We start from the raw sequence: 25,371 nt of genomic DNA, 5'->3' as shown, positions 1-25,371 counted from the left end.
GACAGCGCGAGCCAAGCAACAATGGCCAGGCCATGGATGCGTCTCGCCGGAACACAGCAGATCGCTGACCAGCGGCCTCAAACTGGATCGACTTTTGGAGTAAACGACTTTGAAACCCCTCGACAACCCGTTCGGCACGAGGTTGTCACCCATGTCTTAGGTACGACCTGTTACCTATGTCTCCGGTCTGGACACTGGGGCGCTGGTGCCGCAAGAGGGATTCGAACCCCCGACCCCGTCATTACGAATGACGTGCTCTACCAACTGAGCTATTGCGGCGAACCATGCCGGGGCCCGCGCGAGGCCGGTCCCGTTACGCGCGCTCCTGATATCGGGCATGGCCCGAATTGGCAAGGTGGAGCCGGCTCCCAAATGCCGCTCACCCGCCCCAGCGGGACCAGAATCCGCGCCAGCCGCCGGCCTGGGCCTTTGCATGGTCCCTGGGCGTGCCGATTTGTTCCGTAAATTCATCGCTCGGGCCCTCGTCGTCGATCCCGGGATCATCCGGGGCGCGGACGATCGGGATGACGGCGGGAATAGGTGCTTGCGTGGGCTTGCCAAGGTCGGCGCGGGTCCGGAACACCGGCGTCGCGGCTACCGGCGATGATTCGGCGATCTCAGGGGCCGGTTTGACCGGCTCGGCTGGCGTGACGGCCGGCTCTCCCTTTGCCGCTTCGTTGGCAGTTTCCTCGGTGGTTTCCTTGGCGTCCTCCTTGGCTTCAAGAGGCGGCGAATTGTCCTGCGCAGCAGGCACCGGATCCGGCGCCATGACAGCCGGTTCCGCCGGGCTTTCGCTCGGGGCCGCCGTCACCCGCTTCGGCGGCGGAGCCGCCAGCATGGCTTCCTCGAAGGCTGAGGATTCGATCATCGCGCCCCTGTCGGAAGGAAGACTGGCGACCGGCGTTTGCCACTGGAACGCGTCGAGGCGACCGGTGACCGGGGAAACCGGACGCCAGCGATCGCTGACATAACCGTCCGCGGTCCAGGCTGGATCATGGCGGGCGCGCACCGCGCGCAAAGTCCAGGCGCGGGCCCGGCCGCCGTCACCATGCTCCGTGCGCTCGATCTCCGCCATCAGCAGCGCCACGCGCTGGGTCGGATCGTTGACGTAAGGCGCCAGCACCGCGCGCGCACGGGCGAACTCGGACGCATCGATCGCGGCGCGCGCGATCGCCAGCTGGCCCTCGACATAACCAGTCTTGTCGGCAGGAATCTTGGCGGCGAGCGTCTCGACCCGCTGCAAGCGCTGCCGCGCGGAATCGCCGAGCTTCACATGCGCATAGGCATCCGCGAGATCAGGATGCGGATTAGCGAGCCAGGCAGTTTCCACCAGCTTCATGGCGCGGCGCACCTGATGCGCCTCGCTTTCGAATTTTGCAGCGAGCACCGCGGCCGGAACCAGGGTCGGCGCGAGCTTGACCGCCTGCATCACGCTCTCGCGCGCGACGTCGCGGTCCATCGTTTCCAATTCCAGCGCGCGGGCGGCGAGCAGCACGCCGCGTTGGCGGCGATAGGCCTGCTTGTCAATCAGGCCCGCGGACAGATTCGAATCGAGGATCGCGAGCGCGCCGCTCCAGTCACCGCGCGCACAGCGGAAGCCGAGCACCGCCTGCGAGGCCCAAGTCGAGGACGGCGACAGCTTGATCGCTTCCTCGGCGATCATCACGGCGCCGACCGCATCGTCGGCGCGCTGCGCCTCGATGAACAGGCCGCGCAGACCGAGCAGGCGCGTGTCCTCGCGCTCGGCCATGGCACGGAAGACGCGCTGGGCCTCGTCGCGATTGCCCTCGAGCTGCGCGGATTGCGCATGCAGGAGAAGCGCGAGCGGATCGTTTGCGGCCAGCCGCCGCGCGGTATCGGCGTGGCGACGAGCAAGCGCGGTGTCGCCATGGCCGATCGCAAGCAGGCCGTGGGTGATGGCGTGGCGGCCGCGAGCATGGCGCTTTTCGTGACGACGGCGGCGCAGACGCCCCGGAGCGCGCCAGGCCATCGTCAGCAGGCTCCAGACCAGCACGACTGCCGCGGCAAAGAGGCCAAGCAAGAATACGAATCGGGGAAGCGTCGTTGTGGCGCGGAAGGCGCCCGCGGTCAGGACGAGGTCGCCAGGCTGATCGGCGACCCAGGCCGCGCCAGCCGCCGCCAGCGCGATCAGGACGAGGAAGAGGACGATGCGAAGCATGACGATCCCTATACGCGCTGATTGTTGCGCGAACCTTTATTGACCAGGCTTGACGAGATCCGCCATGGCGGCGTCGGCGAATTTGCGTGAGGCTGCGAGCGCGGCGTCACGGGCATCGGCCTTGTCGAGCCAGGCTTGCGCCGGTGCACGATCGGCCTCGGGCAGCGTCTTCAACTCGCGCCGTGCCTCGACGAAATCGTTGCGCAACGCAGCCGCCGTCACCCGCGCGACGATGGCGCCGCGATCGTTGCCGACCCCGTCGGTACGCTCGATGCGGACGAGTTTTGACGCCCCTGCCTGAAGGCGCTCGACGATGCCGGTGCCGCTGGCCGGAGCTTCCGCCGGCGGCGACAATTTTGGCACGATGTTGAGGAGCTCGCGACTCAATGCGACCGGCGTCGGAATGCCTGACGATGCAAAGGTGTCGAGCGGCTTCAGCATATCTGGCTTTGCTGCCAGCGACCGCGCGGCGGCGAGCTGCGACTCGAAGGCATCGCCGTGGCGAACGGCGACGTCGAGCAGGGCCGCCGCCACCACATGGCGCAGCGGCTTGTCGTCCATCGTTTTCGCGTCGGCGATCTTCTCGCTTTGCTGTGCGAGTTCCGCACGTTCGGTCTTGCTGGCACGTTCGAGCTGAGCGAGGCGGTCGTTGAGAGCGGCAAGATCGGGCGCGGCAGCGCGCGGCGCCGATGTCGCGTCGTTCAGGGCGCTCGCAGTCTTGTCGGATTGTGCGCGCAGATTGGCAATCTCGCTGCGCAGGCTCGTTGCGGATTTCTCCAGCGCATCGATCCGCGCCACCATGGCCGGATCGGCGGCAGGCTTGCCCGCCTTGGCTTCGACCGCGGCAATGCGTCCGCTTAGCGCGTCGACGGCTGCGCCCGTCACTTGCGGAGCAGCCGGCGGTGCCTGCACCGCGGGCCAGCCCAGTATCCAGCCGACCGCGATCACAATTGCGGCTGCGACAGCGCCGGAGAACGGCGCGATAACCCAAGGCGAAATCGACGGCGATACCGATGCGGACGCAACGGAAGACTCCTCCGCGGCAGGTTCGGGCTGCGGCTCGGCATTAGCTTCTTCGGACTTGGCTTCTTCAGACTTGTCCTCTTCGGACTTGGCCAGCTCATGCGCGGCCTGTTGGGTCGCTGCCTCAGGCTCGCCCGCCACCTCCTGCGGCTGGGTCGAGACTTCCGTCGCCTCGAGGTCGATGGTGGGCGGGATGCGCTTGGCGCGGCCGGACTCGGGAGCCAATCCTGCGTCTTCAGGCTTGTCGTCGGCCATCGTGACGGTTCCTCACACTTACCTGCCCTGAACGAACGGACCCGATTGCGTCGGATTCGGCCCGACCTCTTACGCCAAACGGGTGCGCAAAGCACGCTCCAAGGTGTCAAATAAGGCATTTTCGTCCGGCGTCGCCGCCACCAGAACCTGCGAGGCACCGGCCTCGCGCAGCACGCCGGCGACGGCCTCGGACAGGCAGCATTGCGGGATCGCCAGAGCCGAGATTTCGACGCCTTCGCCCCGCGCGGCCTCCAGGAAAGCCCGCGCACTGCGCCGGGAGTAGTGCAGCACCGCCCTGATCCCATGGGCGGCAAAGCCCTCACAGACATCGCGCGGCAACAGCTTGACCGGCGCCATGCGATAGGTCGTGTGCGTGACGACGTTGAAGCCTTCGGCGCTCAGCTCGCCTCCGAGGTCGCGCGACAGATCCGCGCCCGCGAGATAGAGCAACGTGCCCTTTTTCTTCAGCCGCTTGTCGCGCGCGCTCTGCATCACCTTGTCGCGCAGGGCAGTACCGTCGCCGCCGGCGACGATCACCTCGGCAAAGCCGGCATCGCGCGCGGCGGCGGCCGTGTGCTCGCCGACGGCAAACAGCGGCAGCTCCAGGAGACCAAGGTCCTGCAATCGCGGCGCGACGGCACGGATCGCATTGGCCGACGTGACGATGACGGCGCTGTAGCTCGTTTCACTCTCGGCATGGAAGGCGACCGGTTCGAACTTGAGCACCGGCGCGAGCAGCACCACATGACCCCGTGCACGCAGATTTTCCGACGTCGCCTCATTGTCGGGATGCGGCCGTGTGACAAGAATGGACATCGCTTGTGTTCCCGAACCACGTGGCGGTGGCGCTTTCACGAGGAACGGCCGCGCGTGACGATTGCGTTGGCCGACCCCGGAATGCTACCGGACGTACCAGAACTCTGCTTTGCGGATGAGCGCAAGGGGGGGTGAGAAGGGCGCAAATTGGATAACAATTCGCCAATGCTGGTACTGGGCATCGAAACCACCTGCGACGAGACCGCCGCGGCGGTGATCGAGCGTGCGCCTGACGGCGCAGGCAAGATCCTGTCGAATATCGTGTGGTCGCAGGTCGAGGAGCATGCCCGTTTCGGCGGCGTGGTACCGGAGATCGCGGCCCGCGCCCATGTCGACCTGCTCGACGGCATCATCGACCGCGCCATGCACGAGGCCGGCATCGACTTCGCCCAGCTCGACGGTGTCGCGGCCGCCGCGGGCCCAGGACTGATCGGTGGTGTCATCGTCGGGCTCACCACCGCGAAGGCGATCGCGATGGTGCACGCCACGCCGCTGGTCGCGGTGAACCATCTGGAGGCGCATGCGCTGACGCCGCGCCTGACCGACGCACTCGAATTTCCCTATTGCCTGTTTCTCGCCTCGGGCGGCCATACCCAGATCGTCGCCGTCACCGGCGTCGGCCAGTATGTGCGGCTCGGCACCACCGTCGACGATGCGATCGGCGAGGCCTTCGACAAGGTCGCGAAGATGCTGGGACTGCCCTATCCGGGCGGACCGCAGGTCGAGCGCGCGGCGAAGAGCGGCGATCCCGCGCGATTTGCGTTTCCGCGGCCGTTGCAGGGACGCCCCGACGCCAACTTCTCGCTATCGGGATTGAAGACGGCGGTGCGCAACGAAGCAAGCCGGTTGGCCGAGATCACACCGCAGGACGTCAACGATCTCTGCGCGAGCTTCCAGGCTGCCGTGCTCGATTCCACCGCCGACCGGTTGAGCGTAGGTCTCAAACTTTTCCGCGAGCAGTTCGGCGCACCGCGCGCGCTTGTGGCGGCCGGCGGCGTCGCCGCCAATCAGGCGATCCGCGACGCGCTGCATGACGTTGCGAGGAAAGCCGGAACACAATTGATCATGCCGCCGCCGGCGCTCTGCACCGACAATGGTGCAATGATCGCTTGGGCCGGCGCCGAACGTCTCGCACTCGGCATGACCGACACGATGGAAGCACAGCCTCGCGCGCGCTGGCTGCTCGATGCGAACGCGACGGCACCGGCCGGATACGGCAAGACGCGCGCGGGATTCTAGCAATGACAGCGTTCCAATCGATTGCGGTGATTGGAGCCGGCGCCTGGGGCACGGCGCTGGCGATGGTGGCGGCTCGGGCCGGACGGAACGTGACGCTGTGGGCGCGCAATCCCGAGCACGCGACGCGAATCGCATTGAGCCGCGACAATCCGCGGCTGCCGGGCGTGCGGCTTGCTCCGGATATCGTCGTGACGAGCGATCTGGCCCTCGCCGCGCAGGCGGACATGCTGCTGATCGCGGTGCCCGCGCAGCATCTGCGCGGTGCTGTCAACATGCTCGCCTTGCACCTGGAAAAGCCGGTGCCGATCATTGCCTGCGCCAAGGGCATCGAGCACGGCACCCATAAATTCATGACCGACGTGATCGCCGAGGCCGCGTCCCACGCGCAGCCGGCGATCCTGTCGGGCCCGAGCTTTGCCGACGATGTCGCGCGTGGTCTGCCGACCGCGGTCACGCTGGCGGCGAGGGACGAAGCGCTGGCCAACAGCCTGGTGCAGGCGCTGGGCTCGACGACCTTCCGGCCCTATCACTCCACCGATGTCCGCGGCGTCGAGATCGGCGGCGCCGCCAAGAACGTGCTGGCGATCGCGGTCGGCATCGCGGTCGGGCGCAAGCTCGGCGCTTCCGCCCAGGCCGCCCTCACCACCCGCGCCTTTGCCGAGCTGACACGCCTCGGCCGCGCGCTCGGCGCACGCAGCGAAACACTCACGGGCTTGTCTGGCCTCGGCGATCTGATCCTGACCTGCTCGAGCCCACAATCGCGCAATTTCGCGCTCGGCCTGGCGCTTGGCCGCGGCGATCAGCCGCCCGCCGCCAAGCTTGCCGAAGGCGAATTCACCGCGCCGGTCCTGATCGAGCTCGCGGCTTCGCAAAACATCGAAATGCCAGTATCGGAAGCCGTCGCATCGATCCTGACCGGCAGAAGCACGATCGACGCCGCGATCTCGGGGCTCATGACGCGACCTTTCAAGGCAGAGGAATGAACATGGCGTACTGGCTGGTGAAATCCGAACCATCGGTGTGGTCCTGGGACCAGCAGGTGGCGAAGGGCGCCAAGGGCGAGGCCTGGACCGGCGTGCGCAATTACACCGCGCGCCAGAACCTCGTCGCAATGAAAAAGGGCGACAAGGCGTTCTTCTATCATTCCAACGAGGGCAAGGAGATCGTCGGCATCGCGGAGATCGTCAAGGAAGCCTACCCCGATCCGACCGACAAGACCGAGAAATTCGTCTGCGTCGACATCAAGGCCGACAAGCCGTTGAAGATTCCGGTGACGATGGCGGCGATCAAGGCCGAGAAGAAGCTCGCCGACATGGCGCTGGTGAAATATTCGCGCCTCTCGGTGCAGCCGGTGACGGCCGAGGAATGGAAGCTCGTCTGCAAGATGGGTGGGATGTAGGCTTAGGCACTGTAGCCCGGATGAGCGAAGCGATATCCGGGACTACTGCTGCGATCCCGCATGTCGCTACGCTCATGCGGGCTACGATATCGGAGTTCGCGTCTCCGGCAGCGCAAACACCTCGCATGGCGCGGCAATGCCGCGCAGCGAATGTGATCCGAGCGCGATCAGAGGCATGTCCGTCTCGGCGGCGAGCGCGCCCGACGCCAGCACGGTTCTGCCGAGCGGCTTGCACAATCCTTCGAGCCGGCTGGCGAGATTGACGGCGGGGCCGATCGCCGTGAAATCGAGCCGGTTGGCGGCGCCGATATTACCCCACAGCATTTCGCCGAGATGCAGCGCCGCCCCGAACGCGAGTGGCGGCACACCTTGGGCACGGCGCTCCGCGTTGAGATACGCCATCCCGGCTTCGGCTGCGCTCGCGGCACGCAGAGCTGCATCGCACGCTTGGCGCGGTGACGCCCCGACCACCGGAAAGATCGCGAGCACGCCGTCGCCGATGAATTTCAGCACCTCGCCGCCGAAGGCGTGAACCGCGCCGGCGATGCGATCGAACCATGCATCGAGCGCCGCGATGACGTCGGGAGGCGGATTGGTTTCCGACAGGAGCGTGAAGTTGCGCAGATCGGCATAGAGCAGCGCGGCCTGTATAGTCTCGCCGAGATCGCGCCGCAGGGGTGCCGCCAGCACCCGCTCCGCGCTGCGCTTGCCGAGATAAGCATCCAACGTCGCGCGCAACGTGGCACGCGCGGCAAGCACCGCAAGGGGCGTCGCGGCGAAACGCGCGGCCTGGCGCAATTGCTCGGTCTCGTCTGCGGTGAACGGACGCGGCCCGATCCAGCCGAGCAACGGCCCGTCAGGCCGTCCGACCAAATGTTCGTGCACCTCACCGTCCGCGATGTCGCGCAGCCAGCGGCGGCCGGCATCGTTGGGCGGGTCGGGCGCGAGGCCGCCTGGTGCGAAGCCGAGCGCTTCGATCACCCGGCCGTTCTCCGCGCGCCACAACCAGGTCCGCTTCGCGATCAGCGGATGCGGCACCTCGAGCGTCAGGCTGCCTGCCGCAAGCGGCACGCCGTCGGCGACCAGATGTGCGCCGAGGTCCGCGAGCAGGCGGTCGGCCCCGGCGCTATCGGCGGCGGCGTCGACAAGCCAGGCGAGCGTCGGAGAGAGGTGCATGGCCCGATCATGACGATGCCAGGCCGTCTTTGTCACGGGCAATCCTTGACGGGCCGCTCGCGCGCCGCCATGTCCCAGTGTCAGCCCAGGGATGATCGCGGATGACCGAACCGTTCATAGTGCGACGCGAGACCCAGATTGCCGCCCCACGTGCCACCGTTTTCGCTTACCTGACCGACCCCGAGAAGATTTTGAGCTGGATGGGTTCCGACGCGACCACGGAGCCGCATCCCGGCGGGCTATATCTGCTCAAAGGCATCGGCCCTCGCGGTGGCGTCGCCCGCGGCGCGTTCCGCGAAGTCGTGCCGGTGCATCGTCTTGCCTACACGTTCGGATGGGAGGGCGGCCAGGAAGTGCCGCCCGGCTCGAGCCTGATCGAGATCGACCTGATCGAACGCGACGGCGGCACATTGCTGTGCATGACCCATAGCGGGCTGCCGACCGAGGAACAGGCTGCCGCCCACGCGACGGGATGGGCGCATTATCTGGGACGGCTCACGGCGGCAGCCGCGGGCGGCGATCCCGGTCCCGACAACGGCGTTTCCAACAAGGCGTAACGACGCCGAGGTCAGACCGCCGCGGTCGCCACCACCTGCTGTAAAAGCTGCTCGCGCCTGGCCTGCGAGCGCTGGCCCTTCATGGTCGCGGCGAAGCGTTCGAGGATGCCGTCTTCGAACGCGGTGACGATGGTGTCGTGAACATAGCTCTTGCGGCAGATCGCCGGCGTGTTGGAGAGCTGATCGGCGGCGCCGCGGATTGCCTCCAGCACCTGCTTCTTGCGGCCACGCTGGCTGGTCGCCGGCGTGATCCGCGACAGCGATTCCACCACAACCGCAGAGGCCATCAGCGTGCGGAAATCCTTCAGCGAGATCTTGATGCCGGCGATCTCGCGCAGAAACGCGTTCACCTGTGTGGTGCTGACCGCACGCACGATGCCGTAGGGATCGCGATACTGGAACATGCGCTTGCCGGGAACGCCCTGCAAAATGCCGATGGCGCGCACGAGCTTGGCGGCGTCGCACTCCTTGCGCACGGCCTTGCCGCCCTTCGCCTTGAAGGTCAGCACGAAGCTGTCGTCTTCCAGCGAGACGTTGGACTTCAGCAGCGTGGTGGCTCCGCGGGTGCCGTTGAGACGGGCATAGGATTCGTTGCCGGGGCGGATCGCGGTGCGCGCGATCAGTTCGATGACGGCCGAGAGCGCGAACTCGCGGGTCGGCTCGTCGCCCGACAGGAACGCCGAGACCTTGCGCCGGATCTTGGGCAGCGCGCCGACGAGTTTTTCAAGGCGATGCGCCTTGCGTTGCTCGCGGACCTTCTCCCAATCGGCGTGATAGCGATATTGCAGCCGGCCCGCGGCATCGCGTCCCACCGCCTGGAGATGCGTGCTTGGATCGGCCGAGTAGCGCACCTCGCGATAGGCCGGCGGCACCGCCATGGAATGCAGCCGCCGAATGGTGCGGGGATCGCGGATGTGGACGCCGTTGTGCCGCACGAAGGAATAGCCCTTGCCGCGCCTGATGCGGCGGATGGTCAGCTCGTTCTGGTCGCCGAGCCGCAGGCCCAGTTCCTTGGCGAGGGCCTCGACCGTCGCCGCAGGCGCCGCGTCGAACACTTTTTTTGGGCTGGGACGGCCGGAACCGGCCGGTTTCGGCCATTGTCCGAGGGCTTTGGCCAGCGCAATGGCTGCAGGATCGGCTGAAGCGGGCCGTATCGTCCCGAGATTCTGCTGATCCATCATAGTCTTATGCCTTAGCCCTGTCTGTTATCGGTCAATGCCGCTGTTCTGATTTTCGTTCCAAGGGGTCTCGTTGGACCCGGGTTGGCCATTTAGGGTGTTCCGAACCGCATTGCGAGTCCCGAATCAGTGAGAGACGGTTTCTAAATACCTCTGCTGGGTGCATGGCGCTCTGCGCGGGCCCATTCCGACGATCTGGATAAAGACCCGAAAGCCGCCCGTTGCCCTGTTTCAAAACTGCGACAGTCGCAAGAAGCGGCTTGATCCTCCGCATGGCAGGCTGCTCGCCGAAGGTCCAGCTTGTGCACCTTGTCGGGTCCGGTTAGCCCGACGCATAATCGGTTCAACGATCAAGTCGGCTCGCCAGTGGTCTGTGCTCGGCTTGCCGTATCTGGAGGGAAACATGTCCGAGAAGATCTACGACGTCCCCGCGGAATGGGCGAAGCGCGCCTGGGTCGACCAGGCCAAATACAAGGACATGTACGCCCGCTCGATCTCGGACCCGAACGGTTTCTGGGCGGAGCAGGCCAAGCGCATCGACTGGATGCACGCTCCGACCAAGATCGAGAACGTCTCCTTCGCGCCCGGCAACATCTCCATCAAATGGTTCGAGGACGGCGTTCTCAACGTCGCCCATAATTGCATCGACCGGCATCTCCACAGCCGCGCCAACCAGACCGCGATCATCTGGGAAGGCGACGATCCCTCACAATCCCGGCACATCACTTACAAGGAGCTGCACGACGAGGTCTGCCGGATGGCCAACATCCTGCGCACCCGGAACGTCAAGAAGGGCGACCGTGTCACCATCTACCTGCCGATGATTCCGGAGGCGGCCTACGCGATGCTGGCCTGCGCGCGGATCGGCGCGATTCACTCCGTGGTGTTCGCCGGCTTCTCGCCCGACAGCCTCGCCCAGCGCATCAACGACTGCCAGTCCAAGGTGATCATCACCGCGGATGAGGGCCTGCGCGGCGGCAAGAAGGTGCCGCTGAAGGCCAACGTCGACGCGGCGCTCGCCAAGGCAGACGGCGTCGACTGGGTGGTCGTGGTCAAGCGCACCGGCGGCGCGGTCGAAATGAATCCCTCGCGCGACCTCTGGTACCACGACGCCGCCAAGATGGTGACGACGGAATGCCCGGTCGAGCACATGCACGCCGAGGATCCGCTGTTCATCCTCTACACCTCGGGCTCGACAGGCCAGCCCAAGGGCGTGCTGCACACCTCCGCGGGCTATCTCGTGTTCGCCGCGATGACGCATCAATACGTCTTCGACTATCACGACGGCGATATCTACTGGTGCACCGCGGACGTCGGCTGGGTCACCGGCCACAGCTACATTCTGTACGGACCGCTCGCCAACGGGGCGACCACGCTGATGTTCGAAGGCGTGCCGAATTACCCGGATAATTCGCGATTCTGGAACGTCATCGACAAGCACAAGGTCAACATCTTCTACACCGCGCCAACCGCGATCCGCGCGCTGATGCAGAGCGGCGACGCGCCCGTGAAGAAGACCTCGCGCGCCAGCCTGCGCCTGCTCGGCTCGGTCGGCGAGCCGATCAATCCGGAAGCCTGGGAGTGGTATCACCGCGTCGTCGGCGACAACCGCTGCCCGATCGTCGATACCTGGTGGCAGACCGAGACCGGCGGCATTTTGATCACGCCGCTGCCCGGCGCCACGAAGCTCAAGCCGGGCTCGGCGACGCAGCCATTCTTCGGCGTGATGCCCGAGATCGTCGATGCCGACGGCAACGTGCTGGACGGCGAGACATCAGGCAATCTGTGCCTGACGCGGTCATGGCCGGGCCAGATGCGCACGGTCTATGGCGACCACGCCCGCTTCGAGCAGACTTATTTCTCGACCTACAAGGGCAAGTATTTCACCGGCGACGGCTGCCGACGCGATGCCGACGGTTATTACTGGATCACCGGCCGCGTCGACGACGTCATCAACGTCTCCGGCCACCGCATGGGTACCGCCGAAGTCGAAAGCGCACTGGTCGCGCATGAGAAGGTGTCGGAGGCCGCCGTGGTCGGCTTCCCGCATGACATCAAGGGCCAGGGCATCTACGCCTATGTGACCCTGATGGCCGGCATCGAGCCGACCGAGGATCTGCGCAAGGAGCTCGTCACCTGGGTGCGCAAGGAGATCGGCCCGATCGCTTCGCCCGACCAGATTCAGTTTGCACCGGGTCTGCCAAAAACGCGCTCCGGCAAGATCATGCGCCGCATCCTGCGCAAGATCGCCGAGGACGAGCCGGGCAGCCTGGGCGACACCTCGACCCTGGCCGATCCCGGCGTGGTCGACGACCTCGTCAAGAACCGGCAGAACAAGAAGTCGGCGTAAAGGCGGTCTCGTGCCCCGGACGCAGCGCAGCGCTCGTTAGCGGTGCGCTGCAGAGCCGGGGCCCATGCAACAGCAGACTCTGAGGCTTTCTGGGTCCCGGCCTTCCGTCGCACCGCTTCGCGCTTCGCCGCGTCCGGGACACGAGACCCATCCCCGCGTTAGCGCTCCCCCGAACAACGGTCGTTCACCTCCTCACGCACTTGTCAGGCCGCGCCCCGGCGGCCGGGCATCTTTCCCGCCGAGTGTTGTTTTCAGGTCATTTACTTTGTTTCGAACATTTCCTTTGTTCCCCCTGCTGGCTGGCCCTTGGCGGCCGTGCGTGGAAACCATCCGGTTAACAAGCGCGGTTAAGAATGTCCCCTGACAAGGACTTGCAACAAGGACTTGGCGAGCCAGCGATTGCCGGTTTTGCGTAATTTTGGACGGTCCGTTCGGGGCAGGGGGAAAATCGATGTCGATGAGGATTGCTGTGGCGCTGGCCGCCACCGTCGGGGCTGGGGTCTTGATGTCGACGGCGGCGCAGGCGCGGCCGGAAATGGTGGGGACGCACCTGGCCGACTATTCGCCGGGCACCATCGTGGTCAAAACCAACGAGCGTCGGCTCTATCTCGTCCTCGATAACGGCCACGCCGTGCGCTACCCGGTCGGCGTCGGCAAGTCCGGCAAGCAGTGGGCCGGCACCACCCGCATCGACGGCAAGTACCGCAATCCGGCCTGGTCGCCGCCTGCCGAAGTGAAGCGCGACAAGCCGACCATCCCGGACGTTATCCCGGGCGGCTCACCGCGCAATCCGATGGGCGTCGCGGCGATGACGCTGTCCGGTGGTGAATATGCCATTCACGGTACCAACGTGCCGGGCTCGATCGGCGGCTTCGTCTCCTATGGCTGCATCCGCATGCTCAACGACGACATCACCGATCTCTACAGCCGCGTCTCGGTCGGCACCACGGTGGTCGTGACGCGCTGATCGCCGGCATCGGGGTGAGACGGCAAGAGCCGCGTCTTTCGACGCGGCTTTTTTGTCACCAGAAGCGCCAACTCCGCGCGCACCAGCCGTCGCGATGGCCGCCATTGTAGCTCCGCGCGTAGCCGCCGGCGAGCAACGCCGCCGAGACATTGGCCGTACGTTTCGTCGCGACGTCAGCGAGAACGCGTCCGTATTTGTCAGGTCCGAGATTGGTAATCGTCACGCCACCTTGCCCGAGCAGATCGCGCAATGCGCGGGCCGCGGCTTCGGCCTTGTCCAGTTCCTCCTGGCAGGAGGCTTTCATCTCGGGTGCATCGATGCCGCGCAGGCGAACGCGCGCGACGAGGTCGCGGCCACCCTGCTGATGCACGCGCGCGAGAAAGGTGTCGCCGTCGATGGTGCGGATGACGTCGACGGGCTGGCGAGCATCGGCATTGCCAGATTGCTCGAGGATGATCTCGGCTTCCTGCGACCGGCCGTCGGCGCCATGCGGAACGGGCCAGTTCGGCCCATGCCGGAAGGTGAGCACGATCGCCACCACGACGCCGACCACGAACATCCACGGCAACAGCCCCGAGAAACGGCGACCGAAAGGCGAGCCGCCGAACTGCGGCCGATAGGCATTGGGACGATCCTGGAAACGCATCATTGCAGGCTAGGGCTGAGTCGGGGAAGCCGGCAAGGCACCTTCAAGACACCATCGGATGCCGACTTGGTGGTCCGTCGCCTGATCGTGGTCGCGGAAGTCCGGAACGTTGCTCCGTAGAATCGCACCTATGCGCGCCACGCTGTTCCGAGCACTCTCCAATCGATACGTCCTGTAGTTGTACGGAGTTTGATCTTCAGCCGTTGTTTAGTATTAAGGCCGAGTACTCGGTATGCGTGTGGGGGAGCGGTAAGCATGGCATCGTTCAAGTTTCGCATCGGTACAAAGCTCGGATTGACCGCGAGCGCGGGGGTCCTTCTCGTCGGTGGCATGCTTGCCAACCAGCTCGTCCGCAACGAGCAGATCGCGGATCTGAGCCGGCTGGTGGTCATCAACACCGCCAACAAGGCCAATGCCCAAGGGGCCGAGCTCGCAGTGACCCGGGCACGCCTCGCCATAGCGGAAATCGGATCCGCATCCTCAGCCGAGGGTCTCGGCAAACATCTCGAAACGTTGCGCGGCTCCATCGCCGCTGCCACAACCGAAATGGACGCCGCATTAGAGCGGTCCAGGCGCGCCGAAGCCAAAGAGCTCTGCCGCGAGGTCAAGATCCTGCTCGAGGCCTCTCTGAAGGCCGGCAACGATCTTGGCGAGGCACGTCGCACCGCCGTCACCGAATTCGCCGCAGCAAACCAGATCGAAGAGGCCTGGAACAAGGCTATCGAGAAACTGCTGGCGTCGTCCGCACTCGTCGCATCGCAGAACCACCTCAACGTCGAGGTCGCGTTGCGCGAAGCCGACGCCTTGTTCAAGGCGGTCAGCGCGGCCGATTGGCATTTCACGGCGACCGGCGACGTCGCGCAGAAGGACCATATCGCCGGACGGGCCGACGCCATGATCCGCGTTCTCAAGCAGGTTCGTCAGTCCGCCGGCGACAAGGATATCGCTGATGGAATCGACGCGCTCGCCGGGCTCGCGGGGCGCTACAAGGCGGCAACCGGCACAGTCATGAAGGCGGAGGAAGCGAAGAGGCGCATTTTCGACGAGCGGGTGCTTCCGGCCGCCAGGGAAATCACGACGCGTGTCGACAAGCTGGTCGCCGCCAACAATGAGTTTATGGCTCTGCGGCAGACCCAGCTCGTCACCGCGCTGGAGCAGGCCACCCAAGTCAGCCTGATCGTCGGCGTCCTCGTGATCCTGGTCCTGGCCGGCTCGGCGCTATTTTCGGTGCTGAGCATCGCCCGGCCCATCCGCCGCATCGGCGACGTGCTGCTGCAGCTCGCCGGAGGCAACAAGGCCGTCGAGATTCCCTACACCTCCCGCGGCGACGAAGTCGGCGACAATGCCCGTGCGGCAAGCACGTTCAAGGACAATCTGATCCGCATCGAGCAGATGGAGGCCGAGCAGAAGGATCAGGAGGCCGCAGCGACCGCCCGACGCAAGAACGAGATGATCAAGCTCGCCGACGCATTCGAAGCCGCGGTCGGCGGCATCGTGAACTCGGTTTCAACCGCTTCGCAACAACTCGAATCCGCCGCCGGCACGCTGTCGGGAACGGCCGAAGAGACCGAGCAGCTTTCCGGAATGGTGGCCGCCGCTTCAGAGGAAGCATCCGCCAACGTCGGAGCCGTAGCATCCGCTGCCGAGGAAATGAGCGCATCGGTCGTCGAGATTGGCCGTCAGGTCCATGATTCCAGCCGCATCGCCGGCGAGGCGGTGCAGCAGGCCGAGCGCACCGACGCCCGGATCAATGAATTGCTCAAGGCCGCAGGCCGGATCGGCGACGTCGTCAAATTGATCACTGCGATTGCGGAGCAGACCAACCTTCTGGCGCTCAATGCGACCATCGAGGCCGCACGCGCCGGCGAGTCCGGCCGTGGGTTTGCCGTGGTGGCCAGCGAGGTCAAGGCACTCGCGGCCCAGACCGCGCGTGCCACCGACGAGATCGGCGCACAGATTGCCGGCATGCAGACCGCGACGCAAGATTCCGTCGGCGCCATCAAGGAGATCGGTACGACCATCTCCAAGATTTCGGACATCTCGACCACCATTGCTGCCACCATCGAGGAGCAGGGGGCTGCAACCGCCGAGATCGCACGCAACGTCAGCGAAGCCGCCAAGGGAACGGTCGAGGTCGCTGACAAGATCGCCCAGGTCAGTCACGGCGCCAGCGCCACCGGTTCGGCGTCGACGCAGGTGCTCGCATCCGCGCGCTCGCTCTCGACCGAGAGCGGTCGCCTCAAGGACGAGGTCGCAAAGTTCCTTGACACGGTGCGGGCCGCCTGAGGCGCCGCAAATCATGCGGCCGACCTGAGGCCGGCCGCACGCCACTTTCCGACCCGTCCATCAATCAACGGCTTTGGGAGGCCCCCACGCCGAGCCCCCGCTCGCGCCTGGGTCAAACATGGCAAATGGGGGATTGAGCGATGATCATCAGCATTGTCGGCGGCGGCGCAACCGGCATCACGATCCTGCGTCATCTGGCGGAGCTCGCCACATCGGGACGAGACCACCACGCGATCAGCGGAATTCAGCTCTTCGATAAATCCGGCTTCGATGGTGGGACGGCCTATCGCACGCAGAGCGATCGCCACCTGCTCAACATGAAGGCGTCGACGATGTCGATCCGTCCGGGCGATCCGGAGGAGTTTCTGCGCTGGCTTCGGGTCCGCGGTCTCAGCTGCCACGGCAACAAGCATCTGCCGCGGATGGTCTACAGGGACTATCTCGACGCAGTGCGACTGGCCGCGATCGCTCAATGCCGCAGCGCCGGTCTGTCCGTCCATGTCGAAGATGCCGAAATCGTCCGCATGCGGCTCTCGCCGGATCGCGATGTCTTGCTGACGACCGACCGCAACATCACGCATATCTCGTCTTTGCTGGTCCTCTGCACCGGTCACAACGCGCCCGACGATCACTACGGTCTCACAGGAATCCCGAACTATCTCCGCGATCCCTATGCGCAATTCACCTTCGCGGATCGCGACGGCTTCGAGATCGGTATCCTCGGAAGCGGGCTCAGCGCGGTCGACACTGCAACGGCGCTGGCCAAGACCCACCAAGCCGTCAGGATGACTTGCCTCTCCAGAAGCGGCCTGTTTCCCACGGTGCAGCCGGCGACTGTTCCCGCAACCACGAACGACTTCCGCGACGCGCTGCATCGCTATGTGACCAGCCGTGAGCGGATCGAGGCCGACGGCTTTGCCGCCCGTCTGTCCGAACTGCTGCTGGAGACCACCGGGATTCGCTGCGATCTGTCATGCCGGAACGTCGATGGCGACGCACTGAGCGATCTCGAGCGCAACATCTTGCGAGCTGAAACCGGCGATCTCAACGTCCACTCCTATCTCGTCAGCGTCATCGACGTGATGTGCGACGCCTGGAGCCGGATGAGCGATGCCGAGAAGATGCGTTTCATGGACCTCTATAATTCCGGCTGGCTTCGCAACCGTTCGGCGATGCCGCTGGAGAACGCGATCCGTATCCGCGACCTGATGCGGTCGGGCAGGCTCTCGGCGCGCGCCCGGCTACGCAGGGTGACCGCCATTGACGGCCGATTTCGCGCGATCCTGGGCGAGGGCGATCATCACGACGTCGATTGCGTCATCGACGCGACAGGACCGTCCTACCGGCCGGATGCCAGCCCGCTCTATCAGGACATGCAGCGACAGGGGCTCATCGCCTTCGACGCGCTCGGCGGGATTCGCTGCGGCTACGACGACAGTCGTGTCCACGACCGCCACGGCACACCTCATCCGAACATCTATGCGGTCGGTGGCCCCACCAAGGGTACACACTTCTACGCCGCAGCTGTCGACGTCAACATGCGCCGCGCACAGATCGTGGTCGATTCGATCCTCAACCCGAAAGGTCCGAAGATGAGCACCATCACGACGTCAGTCGAAGAAACCGACCGCCTTGCCGATCTGGTCCGCCGCGACGATCCTTCGCTCGATACCATGGTGCTCGCGCCGGACGGCAAGTATCAGACGCGGCCCGCCGCGCTGGACGAATTGATGTGGGAGGTGAGGGACTGCCTTGGCGAGGCGTTCCGGCACTGGGCTCCGGAGGACTTCCCGACGCTCTACTGCGCGTGGGGCCGCTGCCGCGTAGGTTCGACAGCGCTCACCAACCTCTTCGGCGTCGCCGGGATGCCCTCCTATTTCCAGCCGGTGAAGGCAATCCTGCGCCATCGTCTCGTCGGAAACGCGGGGGAGCCCTGGGCCGTGCCGGTCGCGGCGGAGCAGCCGCACGTCTTCAGCAAGGAAATGGCGGGCCCCTATGTATTGGCCGAAAGCCTGTTCCTGCCGCTGCTGCCATTGATCGAGGCCGGCTGGCCGGCAGACAAGCTCCACATGATCATGCTCGACCGCGATCCCGCCAGCTCACTCGCATCGTGGCTGGAGAAATGGTCGGACCGCGTTCCGGAGGACCGGCTGATCCAGAACTACGTCATCTCCACGCTGAACGCCCTTCGCGTCGAAAGCTACGCAAGGCGGCAGGGTGTGGCCGTCACCCGCTACGTCTATGAAGCCAGCAAGGACGCGACCGGCTCGGTGCGAAAGCTGTTCGACCGGCTCGGCCTCGGCGCCCGCTTCACCGAGAGCGCCGTCACCGATTGGCGGGAGCGCGGGCAGATCGAATCGAAGGGTTCGGGCGTCACCTTCCTCAGCGAGCCCAAGGTCTACACCGTCGTCGGCCTTCATGGATCGGACACCGCCTACCGCTATCGCGGCCGCAAGACGGCGTCGCTGAGCGATGCCCAGCTGGCGGTCATCGAACGCTACGACATCAACGGCATCTACCGCGCCTCGGTCGCGGCCTGCGTCGATGACCTCTCACTGGACGCCGACACTGCGATGCGCCTGTTCGGCGACCGCCTGGGCACGGCCGCATGACCGCTCAGATCGATTCCGCGATAGAGGCGCCAGTGCGCGGCGCCTCCGATCAACCCGCGGCGCGCCACAGCGTTACCAGTCATCTCCAGCGCCTGGAGGCGGAAAGCATCCACATTCTGCGGGAGACCGTGGCCGAATTCCGCAAGCCTGTGATGCTGTATTCCATCGGCAAGGACTCCTCCGTGCTGCTGCATCTGGCGATGAAGGCATTTCATCCCGGCAAGCCGCCCTTTCCGCTGCTGCACGTCGACACGACCTGGAAGTTCCGCGAGATGATCGCGTTTCGCGACCAGCGCGCACGCGAACTCGGCCTCGATCTGATCGTCCATACCAATGACGACGGATTGAACCAGGGCATCGATCCCTTCACCCACGGCTCGGCCCGTTACACCGACGTCATGAAGACGCAGGCATTGCGGCAGGCGCTCGACCTCCACGGCTTCGACGCCGCGATCGGAGGCGCGCGACGCGACGAGGAGAAGTCGCGCGCCAAGGAGCGCGTGTTCTCGCACCGGAGCGCGGCGCATCGCTGGGATCCGAAGAACCAGCGGCCGGAGCTGTGGAGCCTGTACAACACGATGCTCGCGCCCGGCGAGAGCATGCGGGTGTTTCCGCTGTCGAACTGGACCGAGCTCGACGTCTGGGATTACATCCTGCTCGAGGACATCCCGATCGTTCCCCTCTATCTGGCAGCTCGGCGCCCGGTGGTCGAGCGCGACGGCGCGCTGATCATGGTGGACGATCAACGGATGCCGCTGCTTGCAGGCGAAGAGCCGCGGTGGCGCTCCGTCAGGTTTCGCACCCTTGGCTGCTATCCCCTCAGCGGCGCGACGATCTCGACGGCGGCAACTCTGCCCGAGATCGTACGGGAGATGATGGCATCACGCACCTCGGAACGGCAGGGACGCATGATCGACCGGGACAGTCCCGCATCGATGGAGCGCAAGAAAGCGGAGGGCTACTTCTGATGTCCTATCACGAGGCCCCCACGATCGCCGCAACCGACGTGCCGCGGCTCGAACAGGACGACGATCGTCCGACGCTGCGTTTCGTCACCTGCGGCAGCGTCGACGACGGCAAGAGCACGCTGGTCGGCCGCCTGCTCTACGATTCGAAGACGCTCCTCGACGACCAGCTCGACGCGCTCGCCTCGGAAAGCAAAACGTCCGGCACCACCGGCGGCGATCTCGATTTCGCTCTGCTGGTCGACGGTTTGCAGGCCGAGCGCGAGCAGGGCATCACGATCGACGTCGCCTACCGGTTCTTCGCCACCAAACTGCGGCGCTTCATCGTCGCCGACACGCCCGGGCATGCGCAGTATACGCGCAACATGGCGACCGGCGCCTCCAACGCCGATCTCGCCGTGGTGCTGGTCGACGCCCGCAAGGGCGTGATCACGCAGACACGGCGCCACAGCCACATCCTGTCGCTGCTCGGCATCCGCCACGTCGTGCTCGCCGTGAACAAGATGGATCTGATCGGCTTCGACGGGGACTGCTTCGCGGCCATCACCGCCGAATATCTGACCATGGCCGGTCAACTCGGGATCTCCCAGGTCCAGTGCATCCCGGTCGTTGCGCCCGACGGCGACAACATCGTCGCCGCGAGCGCGCGGATGCCCTGGTACGCCGGGCCGACCGTCACGGCCTATCTGGAATCGGTGGACGTTGCCGGCGACGTCTCGCAGCGGCCGTTCCGGCTGCCGGTGCAATGGGTCAACCGGCCTCATGCGGAGTTTCGCGGCTTCTGCGGGCGAATCGCCAGCGGTACGATCGCGACCGACGAGAGCATCGCCGTGCAGCCCTCGGGCCGTCGCACGAAAGTCGCGCGCATTCTCACACCCGGCGGCGAGCGCGACCGGGCTGTGGCGGGCGATTCGGTGACGCTGACTTTGGCGGACGAGATCGACGTCAGCCGCGGCGACGTGCTGACGGCAGGACCCACGCCCCTGATCTCGGATCAACTGGCCGCCCATCTCGTGTGGTTCGACGACGAGGCCATGGTCGCGGGCCGGCGCTATTTGCTCAAATGCGGCACGGCCTCGACCGGCGCGGTGATCACGACGCTCAAGCACCGTGTCGCCATCGACACCATGGCGCTGGAGAGCGCCGCCACGCTCGATGCCAACCAGATCGGCTACGTCCATTTCAGCCTCGACCGTCCGCTGGTGTTCGAGGCCTATCGCGACGACCGCGACATGGGCAGCTTCATTCTCGTCGATCCGATCAGTCACCGCACGGCTGCCGCGGGGATGATCGACCTGTCGCTGCGGGCGGCCACCAATATTCATTGGCAGCACCTTGCGGTGGATAAATCCGTGCGGTCACGGCTGAAGCAGCAGCGGCCCTGCGTGCTCTGGTTCACCGGCCTCAGCGGTGCCGGCAAATCGACGATCGCCGATCTCGTCGACCGCAGGCTTGCCGAACTCGGACGCCACGCCGCGCTGCTCGACGGCGACAATCTGCGCCACGGCATCAATCGCGACCTCGGCTTCTCCAGTGCGGAGAGGATGGAGAACGTCCGGCGCGTCGCGGAGATCGCAGCGCTGTTCGTCGATGCCGGCATGGTCGCGCTGGTCGCGCTGATCTCACCCTTCCGCAGCGAGCGCGAGCTGGCCCGCCAGCGGGTCGAGGCAGGCGAGTTCATCGAGATCCATGTCGCGACCCCGCTCGCCGAATGCGAGCGCCGCGATCCGAAGGGACTCTATCGCAAGGCACGGGCAGGGGAGCTGAAGGGTTTCACCGGCATCGATGATCCCTACGAGGCACCGCAGGCGCCGGAGATCACCATCGACACCTCGGAACTGTCAACCGAGGCGGCCTGCGAACGCATCATCCGCTATCTCCGGGAGCATGATTATCTGTAGCGGCCGGGACCGGTCTTGCCCGGCATCATCCGGGCGGCCGGCACAGAGCTCAGAAGTCGGAAGCGATGCCCTTGCGCTCCCAATCGCCATAGCGGGTCGGTTCGGGTCCTTTTGGCCCCTGCAACTCCTTTGGCGTCGCCTGGCCGTCGTTTTTGGCTCGGACTGCCGCAGCCTGCCGGCGCGCTTCGGCCTCGGCCAGCGCACGCTGGGCGGCCGGTGTGAGCTGCTTGCGGTCGGAAACGGGAGGCTGGTCACTCATCGTCGGCTTTCTAGCGCGGGACGGCCCGCGACGCGACGCCCAATACCGCATTCCTGAAATGGCTCCGAAAGGGCTGAAAAACCCGGAAGCGATTCTTACATTTGGCATATTCGCGTGCCAGAGATCGCCTTCTCAAGGCATGCGCCCATTACGGCGAACTGCCGCTCGCTCAGAACCTTGTTTCCGCATGCCTTCTCAACGTTTCGCTCCTCCATCCGAAGTGCCCGGTCTCGCGGCGCGGCGGATTGCCGCCGACATCGTCGACGGCGTGCTGCAAAAGCACCGCACGCTTGACGAGCAGCTCGACGGCAGCGGCGCCCATCCCGGACTGAAGACGCTCCCCGATCGCGACCGCGCGCTGATGCGCCGCCTGGTCGCCACCGTGCTGCGCCGGCTCGGCACGCTCGGCCATGTGCTGTCCCGCTTGCTCGACAAGGGCATTCCCTCCGACGCGCCGCGCGCGCAGAGCGCGCTGTTGATCGGCGCTGCCCAGATCCTTTGGATGGATGTGCCCGATCACGCGGCCGTCGATCTCTCCGTTCGCCTCGTGCAATCCGACCGGCGCGCCGCGCGCTATGCCGGCCTCGTCAACGCCGTGCTGCGCCGCTGCGCCCGCGAGGGCAAGGCGCTGGTGGACGAGGTTGCGGCGCAGTCGCTGGACCTGCCGCCCTGGATGGTCGCGCGCTGGAGCGCGCATTACGGCGAGACGGTCGCAAGGGACATGGCGCTCGCGCTCAGCCACGATCCTTCGCTGGATCTGACCGTGAAGTCGGACGCCGCGCAATGGGCGAGCCGCTTACATGGCGAAGTGCTGCCAACGGGATCGGTGCGTACGGTGCTGCACGGCGCGGTGACCATGCTTCCCGGCTTCGCCGAAGGACAATGGTGGGTGCAGGACGCCGCCGCTGCGCTGCCGGCCCGGCTGTTCGGCGACATCAAGGGCAAATCCATCGCCGATCTCTGCGCCGCTCCCGGCGGCAAGACCGCGCAGCTGGCGCAGGCCGGTGCGCATGTCACGGCCATCGACCGCTCGCCTGCCCGGGTGGCGCGGCTGCGTGAGAATCTGACGCGGTTGTCGCTCCAGGCCGAGACTGTCGTCGCCGACGCCGCGGAATGGGTGGGTCCGGCCGATGGCTTCGACGGCATCCTGATCGATGCGCCCTGCACCTCGACCGGGACGATCCGCCGCCACCCTGATGTCTCCTGGCTCCGTCAGGAATCCGACATCGCAGCAATGACCGTGCTCCAGCGGAGGCTGCTGCAAAACTCGGTCCCGCTGCTCAAGCCCGGCGGGACGCTGGTGTACTGTACCTGCTCGCTGGAACCCGAAGAGGGCGAGCATGCGGTCGCCGCGCTGCTGGCCGCAGAGCCTGGGCTTCGCCGGGTCCCGATCGATGCGTCCGAGGTGTCGGGGCTCAGCGAGATCGTCACCGCCGAGGGCGATTTGCGCACTCTGCCCAGCCATCTGCCGAACGCCGATCCCAAGCTCGGCGGGCTCGACGGATTTTTCGCGGCCCGGCTCGTTAAATCCTGATTTTGCACTGGATTTTGCAACCACGGCGCTGATTCGCGTCGTTCAAGGTGGTGTCGGCCGTCCGATTTTGGGATTAATAAGGATTCGTCGGAATCCTCTCCCCATCAAGGCAAGGCGTGTCGGTCGCTCAACGCAGACGTATCTCGACGCTGGTGATGAACCGCTTCGCGCGGAACATGCTCGCGCGCGCGAGCGGCGGTTCCGTCGCCCTGTCGCGGGTCTGGCCCGGCCGCGCCGACCGGCTGATCATCGCGCCGCATGATCTGCGCACCGCGGATGCGACCCGCGCCGCCGAGATCTATGCCGGCCGCTTCGTCTTCGCCGGCAAGATCGTCAACTGCCACGGTCGATCGATCTTCGATCTCGAGCCGCCCTCGGAGGATTGGGAGGTCGCGCTGCTCGGCTTCGGCTGGCTGCGCCATTTGCGCGCCGCCGACACCGCGCTGACGCGCGCGAATGCGCGCTCGCTGATCGAAGACTGGATCGCCAACCCTGCCAGCAAGCGCCGTCCCGTCGCGCGACGCGCCGACGTGCTGGCGCGGCGCGTGATCTCCCTGCTGTCGCAGGCACCGCTGGTGCTGAACGATACCGACAACAAATTCTACCGCCGTTATCTGCGCGCGCTGGCGCGCGAAATCCGCTTGCTGCGCTACACCATGGTCAACATCCCCGACGGAGTGCCGAAGCTCCAGGTGCTGATCGCGCTGTGCTATGCGGCGCTGTGCCTCGCCAACCAGGCAAGTCACATCCGCAGCACCTCGAAAAAGCTCTCCGATGAATTGCAGCGGCAGATCCTGCCCGACGGCGGGCATGTCTCGCGCAACCCGGGCGCGCTGATCGAGCTGTTGATCGACCTGTTGCCGCTGCGGCAGACCTTTGCCGCGCGCAATATCGCGCCGCCGCCCGCGCTGCTCAACGCGATCGACCGCATGATGCCGATGCTGCGCTTCTTCCGCCACGGCGACGGCAATTTCGCGCTGTTCAACGGCATGAGCGCGACGCCCTCGGACCTGCTCGCGACGCTGCTTGCCTATGACGACACCCACGGCGCGCCGATGTCGAACATGCCGCATACGGGTTTCCAGCGCCTCGATGCCGGCCAGACCACGCTGATTATCGACACTGGCCCGCCGCCGGCAGCCAGCGTCAGCCACGACGCCCATGCCGGCTGCCTGTCGTTCGAACTGTCCTCCGGCATCAGCCGCATCGTCACCAATTGCGGCATGCCGGCCACGGGCCGCGACAATTGGCGGCCGTTCGCACGCGGCACGGCGGCGCATTCGACGCTGACCTACCACGACACCTCGTCATGCCAGTTCGTGGAGATGTCGGCGATGAAGCGGCTCTTGCACGGTGCTCCGGTCACCAGCGGCCCCGTCGAGGTCGAGAGCTATCGCGAAATCGTGCAGAACGGCACGCTGCTGACGACGTCGCATGACGGTTACCTGACAAAATTCGGCGCGATCCACCGCCGCGTGCTGATGATCGCCAATGACGGCGCGCGCATCGACGGCGAGGACACGCTGTCGCCGCCGCAAGGCGGACGATTCAAGGGTCCGGATGCCGATTTCGCGCTGCGATTCCATCTGCACCCGGCGGTGAAGGCGAGCCGGCTGTCCGATGCCCGCGGCGTCATGCTGGTGCTACCGAACCGCGACGTCTGGACCTTCGAGGCGCTCGACGACAAGGTGGAGCTGGAGGACAGCGTATCCCTGGCCGGCAATGACGGCCCGCGCCGCACCGCGCAGATCGTGATCCGCCAGGATGCGCGGCAGGCGCCCTCGATCCGCTGGAGTTTTGTCCGCTCCAGCGCCTCGCCGGCAGTCACGAATGCCCGCAGAAATGCGCGGCGGGAGCCGGAACTTCCGCTGTAGACGCATGTGATTCGGCCCGATCTGAACGTTGTGAAAGCGATCGAAAACTGCTATCGAGCCCTCGCTCGCGCGACTGGCGACCTTGGATGGAGCACCATCGGGAAGCGCGGGACTGAGAAGCCGCGCGCCTGGGCATAGACACTCCTTCAGACAGA

Annotated in this window: 19 protein-coding genes, 1 tRNA gene and 1 riboswitch; of the genes, 12 read left to right on the top strand and 8 right to left on the bottom strand. The window is 65.8% G+C overall.

All coding sequences use genetic code 11. The features are described 5' to 3' along the window. Positions 1 to 203: 203 nt before the first annotated feature. From ABIB80_RS04840 to ABIB80_RS04825, 4 genes are all read right to left on the bottom strand, one after another. Positions 204 to 279 (bottom strand) — tRNA-Thr (locus tag ABIB80_RS04840). 100 nt (positions 280 to 379) lie between these two features. Further along, positions 380 to 2,179 (bottom strand): heme biosynthesis protein HemY, encoded by a 1,800-nt coding sequence (locus ABIB80_RS04835; protein ID WP_007598691.1) that lies wholly within the window; start codon positions 2,177 to 2,179, stop codon positions 380 to 382. A 36-nt stretch (positions 2,180 to 2,215) separates the two neighbouring features. Beyond that, positions 2,216 to 3,457 carry a COG4223 family protein gene (locus ABIB80_RS04830; RefSeq protein WP_007598690.1) on the bottom strand — a complete coding sequence of 414 codons (1,242 nt, stop codon included), beginning with the start codon at positions 3,455 to 3,457 and terminating at the stop codon, positions 2,216 to 2,218. 69 nt (positions 3,458 to 3,526) lie between these two features. Continuing rightward, positions 3,527 to 4,273, bottom strand: coding sequence for a uroporphyrinogen-III synthase (locus tag ABIB80_RS04825; protein ID WP_007598689.1), 747 nt, complete (start codon positions 4,271 to 4,273; stop codon positions 3,527 to 3,529). 165 nt (positions 4,274 to 4,438) lie between these two features. Between ABIB80_RS04825 and tsaD the strand changes: the two genes are divergently transcribed. Genes tsaD through ABIB80_RS04810 form a run of 3 tightly spaced genes read left to right on the top strand, consistent with a single transcriptional unit; the run spans position 4,439 to position 6,911 of the window. Continuing rightward, positions 4,439 to 5,512 (top strand): tRNA (adenosine(37)-N6)-threonylcarbamoyltransferase complex transferase subunit TsaD, encoded by a 1,074-nt coding sequence (tsaD, locus tag ABIB80_RS04820; RefSeq protein ID WP_007598688.1) that lies wholly within the window; start codon positions 4,439 to 4,441, stop codon positions 5,510 to 5,512. Between the two features lie 2 nt (positions 5,513 to 5,514). Beyond that, positions 5,515 to 6,495, top strand: coding sequence for an NAD(P)H-dependent glycerol-3-phosphate dehydrogenase (locus ABIB80_RS04815; protein WP_354127097.1), 981 nt, complete (start codon positions 5,515 to 5,517; stop codon positions 6,493 to 6,495). A 2-nt stretch (positions 6,496 to 6,497) separates the two neighbouring features. Continuing rightward, complete coding sequence (locus ABIB80_RS04810) at positions 6,498 to 6,911, top strand: EVE domain-containing protein (RefSeq protein WP_007598686.1); 414 nt, start codon at positions 6,498 to 6,500, stop codon at positions 6,909 to 6,911. An 81-nt stretch (positions 6,912 to 6,992) separates the two neighbouring features. On the opposite strand, the gene ABIB80_RS04805 is transcribed toward ABIB80_RS04810, so the two are convergent. Further along, positions 6,993 to 8,087, bottom strand: a complete 1,095-nt coding sequence (locus ABIB80_RS04805) for an adenylate/guanylate cyclase domain-containing protein (protein ID WP_007598685.1) — start codon at positions 8,085 to 8,087, stop codon at positions 6,993 to 6,995. A 101-nt stretch (positions 8,088 to 8,188) separates the two neighbouring features. Between ABIB80_RS04805 and ABIB80_RS04800 the strand changes: the two genes are divergently transcribed. Then, a complete protein-coding gene (locus ABIB80_RS04800; RefSeq protein WP_007598683.1) occupies positions 8,189 to 8,644 on the top strand; it encodes an SRPBCC family protein in 456 nt (151 codons plus the stop codon). 11 nt (positions 8,645 to 8,655) lie between these two features. Here the strand turns inward: ABIB80_RS04800 and ABIB80_RS04795 are convergent, their stop codons facing one another. After that, on the bottom strand, positions 8,656 to 9,825 hold the full coding sequence (locus ABIB80_RS04795; protein WP_219681865.1) for a DNA topoisomerase IB: 1,170 nt from the start codon (positions 9,823 to 9,825) through the stop codon (positions 8,656 to 8,658). Positions 9,826 to 10,225: 400 nt separating this feature from the next. Between ABIB80_RS04795 and acs the strand changes: the two genes are divergently transcribed. Further along, positions 10,226 to 12,172, top strand: a complete 1,947-nt coding sequence (acs, locus tag ABIB80_RS04790) for an acetate--CoA ligase (protein WP_007598679.1) — start codon at positions 10,226 to 10,228, stop codon at positions 12,170 to 12,172. Between the two features lie 451 nt (positions 12,173 to 12,623). Next, a complete protein-coding gene (locus ABIB80_RS04785; RefSeq protein ID WP_354127096.1) occupies positions 12,624 to 13,139 on the top strand; it encodes a L,D-transpeptidase in 516 nt (171 codons plus the stop codon). Between the two features lie 55 nt (positions 13,140 to 13,194). Here ABIB80_RS04785 and ABIB80_RS04780 read toward each other — a convergent pair whose 3' ends face one another. Further along, positions 13,195 to 13,788, bottom strand: a complete 594-nt coding sequence (locus tag ABIB80_RS04780; RefSeq protein WP_007598675.1) for a thermonuclease family protein — start codon at positions 13,786 to 13,788, stop codon at positions 13,195 to 13,197. Between the two features lie 252 nt (positions 13,789 to 14,040). Between ABIB80_RS04780 and ABIB80_RS04775 the strand changes: the two genes are divergently transcribed. The 4 genes from ABIB80_RS04775 to cysC all read left to right on the top strand — a co-directional run bounded on the left by ABIB80_RS04775 (position 14,041) and on the right by cysC (position 21,549). Next, a complete protein-coding gene (locus tag ABIB80_RS04775; RefSeq protein WP_007598674.1) occupies positions 14,041 to 16,071 on the top strand; it encodes a methyl-accepting chemotaxis protein in 2,031 nt (676 codons plus the stop codon). Between the two features lie 140 nt (positions 16,072 to 16,211). Further along, positions 16,212 to 18,683 carry an FAD/NAD(P)-binding protein gene (locus ABIB80_RS04770; protein ID WP_354127095.1) on the top strand — a complete coding sequence of 824 codons (2,472 nt, stop codon included), beginning with the start codon at positions 16,212 to 16,214 and terminating at the stop codon, positions 18,681 to 18,683. Next, the gene (gene cysD, locus ABIB80_RS04765; protein WP_354127094.1) at positions 18,680 to 19,651 is read left to right on the top strand and encodes a sulfate adenylyltransferase subunit CysD; all 972 of its coding nucleotides are present in this window, start codon (positions 18,680 to 18,682) and stop codon (positions 19,649 to 19,651) included. The genes ABIB80_RS04770 and cysD overlap by 4 nt, the downstream gene beginning before the upstream one ends. Continuing rightward, the gene (gene cysC / locus ABIB80_RS04760; protein ID WP_354127093.1) at positions 19,651 to 21,549 is read left to right on the top strand and encodes an adenylyl-sulfate kinase; all 1,899 of its coding nucleotides are present in this window, start codon (positions 19,651 to 19,653) and stop codon (positions 21,547 to 21,549) included. The genes cysD and cysC overlap by 1 nt, the downstream gene beginning before the upstream one ends. 49 nt (positions 21,550 to 21,598) lie before the next feature. On the opposite strand, the gene ABIB80_RS04755 is transcribed toward cysC, so the two are convergent. Next, positions 21,599 to 21,808 (bottom strand): DUF1674 domain-containing protein, encoded by a 210-nt coding sequence (locus ABIB80_RS04755; RefSeq protein ID WP_088941367.1) that lies wholly within the window; start codon positions 21,806 to 21,808, stop codon positions 21,599 to 21,601. Between the two features lie 187 nt (positions 21,809 to 21,995). On the opposite strand from ABIB80_RS04755, the gene ABIB80_RS04750 reads away from it, so the two are divergent. Together ABIB80_RS04750 and ABIB80_RS04745 are read left to right on the top strand one after the other, a co-directional pair. Beyond that, entirely contained in the window at positions 21,996 to 23,342 is a 1,347-nt protein-coding gene (locus tag ABIB80_RS04750; protein ID WP_007598672.1) for an RsmB/NOP family class I SAM-dependent RNA methyltransferase, read from the top strand. Positions 23,343 to 23,497: 155 nt separating this feature from the next. Next, a complete protein-coding gene (locus tag ABIB80_RS04745; protein ID WP_007598671.1) occupies positions 23,498 to 25,216 on the top strand; it encodes a heparinase II/III family protein in 1,719 nt (572 codons plus the stop codon). A 59-nt stretch (positions 25,217 to 25,275) separates the two neighbouring features. Further along, positions 25,276 to 25,357, top strand: a riboswitch (ZMP/ZTP riboswitch). Positions 25,358 to 25,371: the final 14 nt, after the last annotated feature.

The sequence above is a fragment of the Bradyrhizobium sp. i1.15.2 genome, assembly GCF_040548425.1.
GTDB classification, from domain to species: domain Bacteria; phylum Pseudomonadota; class Alphaproteobacteria; order Rhizobiales; family Xanthobacteraceae; genus Bradyrhizobium; species Bradyrhizobium canariense.
This window is presented reverse-complemented; position numbering and strand designations above follow the sequence as displayed.